The sequence below is a fragment of the Novosphingobium naphthalenivorans NBRC 102051 genome, assembly GCF_001590985.1.
GTDB classification, from domain to species: domain Bacteria; phylum Pseudomonadota; class Alphaproteobacteria; order Sphingomonadales; family Sphingomonadaceae; genus Novosphingobium; species Novosphingobium naphthalenivorans.
In genome coordinates this window covers 1-12,426 of record NZ_BCTX01000058.1, presented here as the reverse complement: position 1 = coordinate 12,426, position 12,426 = coordinate 1, and the positions used below count along the sequence as shown (strand labels likewise).

12 protein-coding genes and 1 pseudogene are annotated in these 12,426 nt (G+C 62.3%); 3 read left to right on the top strand and 10 right to left on the bottom strand.

The window, feature by feature from the left end:
* Window positions 1-5: 5 nt before the first annotated feature.
* From NN5_RS17320 to NN5_RS17290, 8 genes and pseudogenes are all read right to left on the bottom strand, one after another.
* The gene (locus NN5_RS17320; RefSeq protein ID WP_067736152.1) at window positions 6-758 is read right to left on the bottom strand and encodes an SIMPL domain-containing protein; all 753 of its coding nucleotides are present in this window, start codon (window positions 756-758) and stop codon (window positions 6-8) included.
* 72 nt (window positions 759-830) lie between these two features.
* Complete coding sequence (pyrF, locus tag NN5_RS17315; RefSeq protein WP_067736150.1) at window positions 831-1,508, bottom strand: orotidine-5'-phosphate decarboxylase; 678 nt, start codon at window positions 1,506-1,508, stop codon at window positions 831-833.
* Between the two features lie 4 nt (window positions 1,509-1,512).
* Window positions 1,513-1,866, bottom strand: coding sequence for a LapA family protein (locus tag NN5_RS17310; RefSeq protein WP_067736147.1), 354 nt, complete (start codon window positions 1,864-1,866; stop codon window positions 1,513-1,515).
* 76 nt (window positions 1,867-1,942) lie between these two features.
* Window positions 1,943-3,256: an adenylosuccinate lyase gene (gene purB, locus NN5_RS17305; RefSeq protein ID WP_067736145.1), complete on the bottom strand. Its 1,314-nt coding sequence runs from the start codon at window positions 3,254-3,256 to the stop codon at window positions 1,943-1,945.
* Window positions 3,257-3,350: 94 nt separating this feature from the next.
* On the bottom strand, window positions 3,351-5,147 hold the full coding sequence (locus NN5_RS17300) for an SLC13 family permease (RefSeq protein ID WP_067736142.1): 1,797 nt from the start codon (window positions 5,145-5,147) through the stop codon (window positions 3,351-3,353).
* A gap of 142 nt (window positions 5,148-5,289) precedes the next feature.
* Window positions 5,290-6,033 (bottom strand): NRDE family protein, encoded by a 744-nt coding sequence (locus tag NN5_RS17295; protein ID WP_067736140.1) that lies wholly within the window; start codon window positions 6,031-6,033, stop codon window positions 5,290-5,292.
* Window positions 6,033-6,197 (bottom strand): annotated as a pseudogene (locus tag NN5_RS25270) (JAB domain-containing protein); the annotation flags it as partial. The gene NN5_RS17295 and the pseudogene NN5_RS25270, both read right to left, overlap by 1 nt.
* Before the next feature lie 179 nt (window positions 6,198-6,376).
* Complete coding sequence (locus NN5_RS17290; protein WP_245656583.1) at window positions 6,377-7,831, bottom strand: UvrD-helicase domain-containing protein; 1,455 nt, start codon at window positions 7,829-7,831, stop codon at window positions 6,377-6,379.
* On the opposite strand from NN5_RS17290, the gene NN5_RS26970 reads away from it, so the two are divergent.
* Window positions 7,751-7,990 carry a hypothetical protein gene (locus tag NN5_RS26970; RefSeq protein WP_067736134.1) on the top strand — a complete coding sequence of 80 codons (240 nt, stop codon included), beginning with the start codon at window positions 7,751-7,753 and terminating at the stop codon, window positions 7,988-7,990. The genes NN5_RS17290 and NN5_RS26970 overlap by 81 nt on opposite strands.
* 33 nt (window positions 7,991-8,023) lie before the next feature.
* Here NN5_RS26970 and NN5_RS17280 read toward each other — a convergent pair whose 3' ends face one another.
* Together NN5_RS17280 and NN5_RS17275 are read right to left on the bottom strand one after the other, a co-directional pair.
* Window positions 8,024-9,112, bottom strand: coding sequence for a UvrD-helicase domain-containing protein (locus NN5_RS17280; RefSeq protein WP_067736131.1), 1,089 nt, complete (start codon window positions 9,110-9,112; stop codon window positions 8,024-8,026).
* A 151-nt stretch (window positions 9,113-9,263) separates the two neighbouring features.
* Window positions 9,264-9,974, bottom strand: coding sequence for a Fic family protein (locus NN5_RS17275; RefSeq protein ID WP_245656581.1), 711 nt, complete (start codon window positions 9,972-9,974; stop codon window positions 9,264-9,266).
* A gap of 118 nt (window positions 9,975-10,092) precedes the next feature.
* Between NN5_RS17275 and NN5_RS17270 the strand changes: the two genes are divergently transcribed.
* Both NN5_RS17270 and NN5_RS17265 read left to right on the top strand, forming a co-directional pair.
* Entirely contained in the window at window positions 10,093-11,661 is a 1,569-nt protein-coding gene (locus NN5_RS17270) for a recombinase family protein (RefSeq protein ID WP_281190447.1), read from the top strand.
* Window positions 11,661-12,426: plasmid partitioning protein RepB C-terminal domain-containing protein (locus NN5_RS17265; RefSeq protein WP_067736125.1), on the top strand; the 766-nt coding region annotated here is incomplete at its 3' end. The genes NN5_RS17270 and NN5_RS17265, both read left to right, overlap by 1 nt.

Below are 12,426 nucleotides of genomic sequence, written 5' to 3'. Positions count from 1 at the left end.
CCCCTTCAAGGGGCCAGTTCGAATCGGACGTTGAGGTTGACCTTGATGTCCAGTTCGCCAGCCGCGACTGGCGAAGGGGCGGCCTCTGCCATCATTCGCTTGGCCGCGGCGACCATGATCTGCGGGCTGTAGCCGCCGGATTCGGTGATCGAGAGGATACGCACGACGTGCAATCCGGCCGCCTGTGCATAGAGATCGGCCCGGCGGCGCGCTTCCTTCACGGCGGCGGTACGGGCTTCATCCTCTGCGGCTTCCGGCTGCGATAGCGTGAAGTCCGGACCGTTGACCTGATTGGCCCCTGCGGAAACCAGCGCGTCGATCACTTTGCCGTAATCGTCGAGCTTGCGCTGGCGCACGCTGACCTGATTGCTGGCTTCATAGGCGATGATCCGCCGTTGATCGTCGCTGTAGCTGCCGTCGGGCTGGCGCACTGGTTGCGAATAGACCGGGTTGATCGAAAGATTGCGGGTCTGGATGTCCTTTCCGGCAATCCCGGCGCGCTTGAGCGCTGCGAAGACCGAATTCATCCGCGCCGCGTTTTCCGCCAGCGCTGCACTGGCGGTCTGGCCGCGCGTCGTCACGCCGGCGGAGAAAGTCGCCATGTCCGGTTCGCGGGTCGAAGTCCCCTGCGCGTCGATGGCGAGCAGGGTATGCCCCTGTTCCATCAATACCGAAGCGGCCGTTTGCGCAGATGCAGCACTGGGCGCGGCCAGCGGCAGGGCCAACGCCAGGGCGCCAGCCAGGGTCTTCGATGTCATCGGGCATCCTCCTTTGTCACACTCTGACCCAAGGTCTGGAATGCGCGAGGTTGCCGCAGGCTGAACCCCGGATCAGAGCGTCGCTTCGATGGCCTTTGCGGCAGCCAGTGGATCTTCCGCGCGGCTGATCGGGCGGCCGATCACCAGCACGCTGGCACCGTCGTCGCGGGCCTGGCGCGGGGTGACGATGCGCTTCTGGTCGCCATTTCCGCTGTCGGCCGGACGCAGACCGGGGACCACGAAGAAGCCGTCCTTCCACTGCTTGTGGATGGCGCCGACTTCGTGACCGGAGCAGACGATGCCGTCGAGACCGGCGGACTGGGCCAGTTCGGCCAGACGCAGAGCCTGTTCTTGCGGACCGGCCTTCACGCCGATGGCGGTGAGATCGTCGTCGTCGAGGCTGGTGAGCACGGTCACGCCGACCACCTTGGTGTTTTCACCCGCCGCGGCCTTTGCATCTTCCATCATCGCCCGCCCGCCCGCGGCGTGGACCGTCACGATCGCCGGTTCGAGCACATGGATCGCCTGCATGGCGGCCGCCACGGTATTCGGGATGTCGTGCAGCTTGAGATCAAGGAAGATCGGCAGGCCCAGCTTGTGCAGTTCATGCACGCCGTGGTGGCCATGGGCGCAGAAGAATTCGAGCCCCAGCTTGATCCCGCCGATATGGCCCGAGACCTTTCGCGCCAGCGCCTCGGCGGCGTCGAGGCGGGGCAGGTCGAGAGCGAGAAAGACGGGGTTGTGGTTCATCGGTTCAGACTTCCGGAGAGCTTGTGGTTGGAGCCGCTTCAAGCGGCACTGCGCCCGTTGTGGAGGGGCTGTCGCTGCGCGCATTGATCGAGGGCATGGAACTGGCCCTCAGCGAATTTTCGAGGCTGGCGATCCGCCGGCTCATCCGCCAGCGTATGGCGCGCAGGTAGAGCCAGGGCGGCGCCATGCCGAGCAGGAAGAACAGCAGGGCGACGATCCCCACCGGCCATTCGAAATGGATGTAGTTGCCGTCGTCGAGCGGCCACAGGTTCACCGGCACCTTCGTCCAGTTCATGGCGATGAAGGCGACCAGAATCGCGGTCAGCGCGATCCAGACGACAGTGCGGATGATCTGCATTCTTCCTCCTGCTCTCCCGGGGGAACGGCCTGATGCTAGGCGCGAATCGGGGGCAAGGGAAGAGAGGGGGCGCTCTTCACGCCCCGAACACCCGCTCGAAGATCGTGTCGACGTGCTTGAAGTGATAATCGAGGTTGAACTTTTCCTCGATCGTTTCGGCGCTCAGCGCAGCGGCGACATCGGGATCGGCCTTGAGCAGTTCCATCAGGCTGAGCTGGCCGTCCGATTCCCATACCTTCATCGCGTTGCGCTGAACGAGGCGGTAGCTCTCGTCGCGCGAGAGGCCTGCCTGCGTCAGCGCCAGCAGCACGCGCTGCGAGTGGACGAGGCCGCCCATGCGGTCGAGGTTCTTCTGCATCCGCTCGGGATAGACGAGCAGCTTGTCGATCACTCCGGCGAGGCGCGCCAGCGAGAAGTCTAGCGTGATGGTCGCGTCAGGGCCGATGAAGCGTTCGACCGAGGAGTGCGAAATGTCGCGCTCGTGCCACAGCGCCACGTTCTCCATCGCGGGCATGGCGTAGGAGCGGATCATGCGGGCCTGGCCGGTGAGGTTCTCGGTCAGCACCGGATTGCGCTTGTGGGGCATGGCCGACGAGCCCTTCTGGCCGGGCGAGAAGTATTCCTCGGCCTCCAGCACTTCGGTGCGCTGCAGGTGGCGGACCTCGACGGCGAGGCGCTCGATCGAGCTGGCGATGACGGCCAGCGTCGCAAAGAACATCGCGTGGCGGTCACGCGGGATGACCTGGGTCGAGACCGGCTCGATGTCCAGACCCATCTTGTCCGCGACGTAGACTTCGACGGCCGGATCGACATTGGCGAAAGTGCCGACCGCGCCGGAGATGGCGCAAGTCGCGACTTCTTCGCGCGCGGCGATCAGGCGCTTCTTCGCGCGGGAGAATTCGGCATAGGCCTCGGCCATCTTGAGGCCGAACGTCACCGGCTCGGCGTGAATGCCGTGGCTGCGGCCGATGCAGGGCGTGTACTTGTGCTCCATCGCCCGGCGCTTGATCGCGGCGAGCAGGTCGTCGAGGTCCGCCAGCAGGATATCGGCGGCACGCACGAGCTGGACATTGAGCGTGGTGTCGAGCACGTCGGAACTGGTCATGCCCTGGTGCATGAAGCGCGCCTCCGGGCCGACCTGTTCGGCAACCCAGTCAAGGAAGGCGATCACGTCGTGCTTCAGCACGGCTTCCTTGGCGTCGATGGCGGCCACGTCGATCTTGGGGCCGGTCGCCCACCAGTCCCACAGGGCCTTGCCGGCGCTCGCGGGCACAGTGCCCATTTCGCCCATCTTGACGGCGGCGTGCGCTTCGATCTCGAACCAGATGCGGTAGCGGGCTTCCGGTTCCCAGATCGCGGTCATCGCGGGGCGGGCGTAGCGGGGGACCATGTTCGACTCCTTTTGCGTTCCGCGCGAGCCGCTACGGGGAGCGGGCGCGGAAGGCAAGAGGGGGCGCTTTTGTGGCAGTACCCCGAGGCGCGCCTCAGAGCGGCCAGATCAGCGGAATCATGATCAGGGTGGTGATCGAGACGATCAGTGTCAGCGGGAAGCCGTACTTGTAGAAGTCCGTGAACTTGTACCCGCCGGCGCCATAGACAAGCGTGTTGGTCTGGTAGCCGATCGGCGTCAGGAAGCTGGCGGAGGCCGCGAACATCACGGCGACCGCGAACGGGCGCGGATCGGCGTGGAGGGCATGGGCCAGACTGATGCCGATCGGGGTGACGACCACTGCCACGGCATTGTTGGTGACAAGTTCGGTCAGCACCAGGCTGAGCACGTAGATCGCCACCAGTGCTGCGAACGGCCCCATGGTGCCGAGCCAGGGCGTAGCCAGCCCGACGACGGCTTCGACCAGGCCGGTTTTCTCCAGTGCGGTACCGATCGAGAGCATGGCGACGATCAGCGCGATGATGCGCCAGTCGACCGACTTGAAGGCTTCCTCCGGTTCCACGCAGCGCAGGCCCAGCACCACGGCAACCCCCAGAACCGCCAGCCCCGCCAGAGGCATCACGTTGAACGCGGCGGCCAGGACAATGCCGACCATCGTGCCGACCGCGATCCACGCCTTGTTGCGGCGGAACCCGCGCGCGGTGGGTTCGGCGATGTTGACCAGCTGCTGGTCCTCGACCAGGCGGCGCAGGTCTTCGGGAGCCCCTTCCATGAGGATCGTATCGCCCACTTGCAGCGGCACGGTCTCGTAGCGTTCTTCCAGATTGGTGCCCTTGCGGTGCAGGGCGATGGGATAGACGCCGTAACGGCGGCGCAGGCGCAAGTCCGCCAGCGTATGGCCGATGAGTTCCGCGCCGGGTGCGAGCAGCGTTTCGACCATGACCGAATTGCGGGTGGAAAGCTGCACGAGATGCGGATCGGTGGTGGACGCAGCGGTCAGGGCGTGTTGACCGTGCTCCTTGATCGTCATGACATCGCTGGCCGAAGTGCGCATCACCAGGATATCGCCTTCTTCCAGCGTGAACTTGTCGAAATCCCGGCGCAGCGATTCATCACCGCGCAGTACGTCCACGAGCCGGCGCTCGGGGCGGGCGAACAAGTCGATTTTTCCCGGATTCTGACCGATGTAGGGAGATCCGGCTTCGATGAAGACCGAGACCACGAAGCGCTTGTTGTCACTGGCCGAGGTGAGCCCGGCAACCGTATCGCGCACGGGCAGAAGACGGTGCGACAAGGTCAGCCAGATGACACCGGTCACGGCGACGATGATGCCGACCGGTGCGATCTCGAAGATCGAGAAGGGGGCAAGGCCTGCCTTGCGGGCAACGCCATCGACGAGAATGTTGGTGGAAGTGCCCAGCAGCGTCACCGTGCCACCCATGACGGCGGCAAAGGATACCGGCATCAGGATCTTGGAGGGGGAAATGCCCAGTTCCTTGGCCAGCGTCATGCCGACCGGGATCATCATCATCACCAGCGGCGTATTGTTGGTGAAGGCGGACATCGCTGCGATGACCGCAAGGAAAACGGCGATCGAGACGAGCGGACGGGTCTTGCCGATGCCGGTGATGCGCATTGCCAGGAAATCCAGCGCGCCGGTGCGAACCATCGCCGAGGAGATGATGAACATGCACACGATCGTCAGCGGCGCCGGGTTGCCCATGGCGGCAAGAACGTCGTCGGTCGCAATGACGCCCAGCAGGAGAAGAACGGCCACCAGCACCAGTGCGACCACTTCGGGAGCCGCCAGCTCGAATGCGAAAGCGAGGAACAGAAGGGTCAGCAGCACGCCCATCACGGCAGGCGAACTCGCGTTGAATCCCACGGTCATTGTTCTTGCTGCCCTTTCCCCGGCTTGGCGCTTTGGCCGGCATGAGGAGTGAACGGGAATTGCAAACTGCGCAAGTGCGATTTGTCTATAGAAAAGATTGACAATATGAAAGCTGAATTAAAATCGATTGATTTTCAATATATTACGAGGCCTGCGTGACAGGCCATGTGAAGCTTTCTGTGCGTTCGCCGGTCGCTTTGCCCTCTCGGGAAAAGCTGCGCTCAATCATCGTACCACATCCTGCGCGGGAGATCGCTACTACCGTGCTGCAGCGGGTCCCGTAAGTGTCGTTGCGGATGAAAACCGGTGCGAAACGCGGCTCGGGGCCGTGATTCGGGCGGTCGGGATCGATTGCGGGCGTTTCGTCGCGCAAGCTGTCCAACAGAGCCGAACAGTCCCCGCTGCCCTCCGTGAGCCATTGTCCTACAGCCTGTTCGACCTGCACGGTCTTAGGCCAGGGAACGTCGAAGCCGCCGTTCGAAAGGCCATGGATGCCCGGCGTCAGGCGTCTGCGTTCGAGTTGCGGATGATTGGTGAGAAACCATGCGCTTCCCGCGTCCACGAAGACCAGGTTGAACGGGTTCATCACCGCCATGTCATCCGGCTGGACGCCGGTAAGCAGATCGGTAACCAGCCGCCCGCGCGAGGGGCGCCCCGGCTGTGGGCCTTCCGGGATGCGGTAATTGGTGACGAGCGCAAAGCGGCCGGCTTCGGTTACGCCAAGCCAGGTGCCGCCGCCTGTCAGGTCGGTCCCGGCAAGGATGCCGGACCGGTCGGGCCAGCGGGAGAGGGCGGCGGCGGGGCGTGCATGGAACTCGTCGCGGTTGCCCGCGCAGACGAGCAGCCAGTCGGGATGGGCATCCCATGCAACGGCGGCGACGCACATCAGATCAGCCCTTTCGCCCGCAGGCTGACATGTCCTTCACGTCCGATGATGACGTGGTCGTGGACGGTAATGCCGAGCAGCCGGCCCGCTTCGGCAATCCGGTTGGTGATCTCGATATCGGCGCGGCTGGGCTGGGGTGAGCCGGACGGGTGATTGTGGACTATCCTACGGGTATAACTATCTAATTGATAAATATAACAATTTTTGAGTGCCATTGACTGGTGGGGGCGGAACTGGGGAGCGACGTTTGATGCGCTATCGTGATCGTCACAATCGATCACCGGTGGGATCGGTGGGTTCCCTTCACGCACGGCGCTGAATTTCATTCCCTTCGTCTCTCGTTTCAAAACCGTCGATTCGGGGTATCCCCCAGAGCCGTCCCCGAGGCGGTTCTAGCTAGCTCGTCAGCCTCGCGACGTCCGCTTCTGGGTGCGCCTCCCTCAATGCCTCCGTCAAGGGCAGCGGTAGTTTTGCATGAAGGATAGCCCGAGCAAGCCAAGAATGGTTGATACGCTCCACCGGAGCGAACGACCATCAATCCATCACCGCAGGTGGGACAGGAATCTCCAGCTGATATCGGATATGCGATTCTCACCCGGTGGGACGGTGCCGTTACACCGGGGCTTTCCGCCGAGAGGTTGCGCTTGAAATCACAACGAGGGTGGGTGCTGCACGCCTCGAACGGGCCATATTGGCCATCGTACCGTCTCATGGTCCCGGCGCCACACTTTGGGCATGGGCTCAGCGTGCCCCCCTCCGCTTCGATCTCCACCGCGCCCGTTCTGGCCAGTTCACTCAGGAAGCGCGACGGTGAATCTGTCTGGGTGTAGATACGCACCTGGCGACGAGCCCTGGTGAGCGCGACGTAGAAGAGGCGCCGCTCTTCTGCCAAGGGATACGAGTCGGGTTCGGGCATCGCGATCTGAAGGACCGGATCGTCTGTGATTTGGCTAGGAAAGCCCATCATCCCCTCGACGACGTTGACGAGCATCACATAGTCGGCCTCCAGGCCCTTGGAGGAATGGACCGTGCGATACTCGATGCTCAGAAGGTCGCCGAAGCGCCGTTTCCAGCGCCGCCACCCTGGCGGCTCGTCGTTGTGATATCGGCCGAGCATCATCACGCTGATGCGGTCGCCACCATCGGCGTTCAGCCGTCCCTCCCGTGCAAAATCATACATGCTTTGCAGATCTTGCTCGAGCCGAGCCAGCGCGAGGGCCTGAGTCTCGGCAGCGAAGGCGTGCAGTGCCTTCTTCGCGTAGGGGTTAGTCGTCTCGACTGTCTTTTTGATCTGCCGAGGATTGGCCTGGACGAAGGCGCTTGAGGCCTCGCATAGCTGCGCAGGACAGCGGAAGGTCGTGTTCAGCATGAGCCGGGTCGAATGATCGAAGACCTTTTCGAACTCGGTCATCACAGAAATGTCGGCACCGGCGAAACGGTTGATGCCCTGCCAATCATCGCCGACGACGCAGAGATGCGCCTCTTCCCCGGCGCTCTTCAGCAGGGCCTTCAATAGGCGCACCTTGGCCCGTGAGGTGTCCTGAAATTCGTCGGCCAGCACCATCATATAAGGGCTGGAAAAACGGCCGTTCTCGACATGGTCGATTGCCATCAGCAGCATGTCGTCGAAATCGATACAGTCGACTTCACGGAGCCGGCGTTCCCACTCGTTCGCTATCCGCTCGAAGAGCGCTAGGAACCGGGTCAATCGATCTGCATGGCCATGCGCTTTCTGCACCGCAGATTCCCGGAGCTGCTGGTGAGAGAGGCCGTTGCTTTTGACGTGCTGCTGGAAAATCCGGATCGTCGCGGCAAGCTGTTCGGTGGTGACGGGCCGTTGGCCTTTGGTCTGACGATCTGGGTCGTATTGGAGCACAATCCCGCTGCGTTTCAGCTCTTCTGCAAGGCGTGCGAAGCTTCCGGCGCTTCTGATTTCGTGCGAGGTGGTTTCAAATAGCCGCGTGCCCTTCTCTGCGTGAAGTCCGCGCTTTCAGTGGACCCCGCCTAGATAATCTCCCCCGAAATGTGCGGGCGCCTGTCCCTTTTCGTCGAGCGCGAAATGCTCGTGATAGAGATCGATCTCCGGATAGAAAAAGTCGGGGCGATACTGTCGGTGATGCTCGGTGGCGGTATCATGCTCGTAGGGCCGCTCATATTCGTAGCGGACACCGTGGTAGAACAGCCAGTCGGCAATCATCCGTTCCTCTTCGCTTTTGACGATCTCGCCATTGGCGGTGAGGATGCCCCGTCGACCATCGCGGTAGGCGTTGGCCTGTGCCGGTTCGTTCCATGAGCCGATGTCTCGACCAAAAACGGTGCGGAACAGGTCCCAATCGTGCCGGAATTTGTCATCGCTGGATCGCAGATCGTCGATGATCTCGACGATCATGGTGCCGTCGCGGCCTGGCTCGGCCCATTCCGCCAGTGACGGTTTACGCCCAGTCGCCTTGCCGATCACGCTCAAGCCAAAGGCATTGAACGTCTTGACCGTGACAGCATCGACGCCGTCCAACCCTGCCAACCTGGCGTTGATCCTCGACTGGAGCTCCTCCGCGACGGCCCGATTGAAGGCGAGGACGAGTATCTGATCGGGCTTCACCAAGCCTTCGTGGAGGGCGTAGCCGACCCGGGCCACCATGGTCGATGTCTTGCCTGATCCGGCCGCAGCCACGATCTGCACCGCATCGTCCATGCAGATGCATCCGTCCATTTGATCGTCGGTAAGCGGGTTCCTCTCGACTGTATCGAAGAAGGGCTTCAGCCGCTCCTTCTGCTGCGCGAGATAAGCGACATTGTGCGCCGCAAATTCGGTGAGCAGTTCCTGCTCGAAGCGATCGCCTCCAGACCACGAAAAGGGTCGCTGGGGTGGCGGGAAGCGCGCGACGATGCGCGATGCCATGCTTTTGGGTATCCAGCGTGAGCGGTCGACCGTCGGTTCCCAGAGGGAGCGCCACTCCGTGACCTTGGCGGGGAAATCCTGGCGTGGCCCGGGCGCCGGTGAGGTATCCGGCCGTTTCGTTTTACCGGTGCCGAAGAGACCGCCAGCAAGAAGGGCCGCGCCGATGATCCATTCGATCATGTACGCCCCCGTCCGGAGATGAAGCGCCCCAGCCGCGTGAACGCATCACCGGGCGCTACGGCAAAAATTGCCGGCATCGCGATTCGGTTGAAATCAAGGACGTTCCGTATTCTCACCAGCGCCATATAGTCACGGCGTAGTTCCAAAGTCGTTATGCCTTATCGGCACCCGCGCCATCCGGTCCACGGTCGGAAGCCTGAGCTCTACGATCATCAAAAGCATGGGCCGGGCGACGACAGGCCACTATCCGATACCGGCCTTTTCGCCGCGATCCGACGTAGCATATGAGATCAGCCGCCTTGAGCGTGGCGATGTCCCGTCGCGCCGTTTTCAAGCTTACCGTCCAGACCGCGGCAACCTCTCTGGCATCGCACCGGCCTTCCGCGACTCGGTCCAGGAACCAGCGTTGCCGCTCGTTGAGTTCTGCACGATCAGGGACATTTATAGGGTCGCGTTCAGGGACACGTTTAGGGTCATTTTTCCGCGCACCTTTTGCCGGCCTGCGGCCAGCGGCTTCGCCAGCCGCGTAGGCTTCCCGGGCGCTCGCCAGCGAAATGCGATCCACCAGATCGTTCCGCCGGTGTGCTGCTGGACCTTCGATCAGGCCGAGAAGGAAGGCCCTGATGACCGGCGAGGAAACGACAAGGCGTAGAAAATACACCGTATCTGGCCCGTGTTGCCCTGATAGCCAATGCTTGACGGTCCTCTCACTCGCCTCGGTCTGGCGCATGACCTGCTTGATCGCGCGATGGCTGTCGCCATGCTCCTTGCGCAACAGCTCCGCGATGGTCTGCGCGTAGATTTCTCGCCCTCCGAGGACGCCTGTCCACAGGGGCAATTTCCTGCCCTTTTTCGGCAACATCTTCCGATTTCTCCGCAGTTATACTGGCTTCAATGCGGAGTGGCGGCAGATGCCTGCTGTGCGCTGCGGCGGTAGGTCGCCCGGACCGCCGCAGTCGATTTCAGGAGGGCGTCATGTGATGAGCCGGGGACCTTCCGACGATAACCGGTCAGGGCAGTCTGAACGTCCGCTTCGGGCTGCCGAATACGTCCGCATGTCGACCGACCATCAAAAATATTCGACTGAAAACCAATCCGACGCGATCAAGCAATATGCTGAAGCGCGCGGGATCGAGATCGTTCGGACTTATGCGGATGCTGGAAAAAGCGGCCTAAAGATTGAGGGGCGAGATGCACTCAGGCAGCTCATCGAGGACGTACAGGCTGGGGATACCGATTTCACATTGGTGCTTGTCTATGATGTCAGCCGCTGGGGCCGCTTTCAGGACGCCGACGAGAGCGCCTATTACGAATATATCTGCCGTCGGGCCGGCATCGCCGTTGAGTATTGTGCCGAGCAATTCGACAATGACGGAAGCCCGATCTCGACCATCGTCAAGGGCGTCAAGCGTGCGATGGCCGGCGAATATAGCCGTGAGCTCTCAACCAAGGTGTTCACGGGTCAGGGCCGACTGATCGAGAAGGGCTATCGCCAGGGAGGGCCGGCGGGCTTCGGCCTTCGGCGGACCCTGATCGATGAGCATGGCGTCATCAAGGGGCTTCTGGACCGCGGCGAGCACAAGAGCATCCAGACCGATCGGGTGATCCTGACCTTGGGCCCGGCAGAAGAAGTCGATCTGGTCCGCGACATCTACCGGGCCTTTGTCCATCAGGGATACAGCGAGCGGGAAATTGCGGACGATCTCAACGGACGGGGCGTTCGAACCGATCTCGGGCGCCCCTGGACCAGGGGAACGGTCCACCAGATTCTGATCAATGAGAAATATGTCGGCGACAACGTCTGGAATCGCCGTTCGTTCAAGCTCAAGAAGAAGCGCGTCCGGAATGACCCCGAGATGTGGATCAGGGCGCAGGATGCATTTCAAGCCGTCGTCGAGCGCGAACTGTTCGAGGCGGCCAGAACCATCATCAATGCGCGCTCGTTTCGCCTTAGCGACGAGGAGATGCTGCAATCGCTGAAGGCGCTCTATCAGCAGAAAGGTTTGCTGTCGGGTATCGTCATCGACGAATGCGATGGCCTGCCATCCAGCAGCGCCTATAGCTCCCGCTTCGGCAGCCTGCTTCGCGCCTATCGTCTCGTAGGGTTCACGCCGGACCGCGATTATCGCTACGTCGAAATCAACCGCGAACTGCGCAAGCTCCATCCCGACATCCTCCGCGAAGTGCTAGATGGGTTGCGGGCGACTGGCAGCGATGCCTGGCAGGATCTCCAGGCCGATCGAGTGATCGTCAACGGCGAGTTCAGCCTTTCGGTGGTGGTGGCTCGGTGCTTCGAGACACCGACGGGGCTTTTGCGCTGGAATGTGCGCTTCGATACCTCGCTCGCCCCAGACATCACGATTGTCGCGCGTATGGACTGCGCCAATCGCGCGCCGCTCGACTATTACCTCTTTCCGCGCATCGACATGCTCTCGGAGAAGCTTCGGCTGGGCGAGGAAAATGCCTTGGGGCTCGACGCCTATCGCTTCGATGACCTCGACCTTCTCTATGAGATCGCAGCACCCATTCCCTTAGCGGAGGCCGCCTGATGCCTGCCGTTCGTCCGAACCGGATCGAAATGATCCCCATCTCCCGGATCACGGTCTTGAATCCACGCGCGCGCAACAAGCGCCAGCATCGGGAGATCGTGAACAACATCGAAGCGATTGGCCTGAAGCGGCCGATCACGGTGAGCCGCCGGGATGGGGCTAGCGGGCCACGATATGATCTCGTTTGCGGCGAAGGTCGGCTGGACGCCTACCAGATGTTGGGTCAGACCGAGATTCCGGCCGTGGTGATCGAGGCCAGCGAGAGCGAGTGCCTCGTGATGAGCCTGGTCGAAAATATCGCGCGGCGTACTCCGCGTCCAATCGACATCATGCGCGAAATCGGTGCTCTGCGGTCTCGCGGCTACAGCGATGCGACCATCGCCGAGAAGATCGGCGTTGGGGCTTCCTGGGTGAACATGATCGCCTCACTCCTCGAGCGGGGCGAGGAGCGGCTGGTGGCCGCGGTCGAAACCGGACTCATTCCGATCACCTTGGCTATGGAGATCTCCAAGGCCGAGACGGAAGAGGCGCAGAATCTGCTCCTTGATGCCTATGAGACCGGGAAACTCAGGGGCAAGAAACTCGCCGCCGTCCGGCGCATGCTCGACATGCGGATGCGCAGTCAGCGCAAGGGAGGGCTGCCCGCTGGGCGTCTAGGACGGAAGACCGGCAGCCGGCGAATGACGGCGGCCGACCTCATGCAGGTCTATCAGCGCGAGGCCGAAAAGCAGCGTCTCCTCGTCAAGAAGTCGGATTTCACCCAGA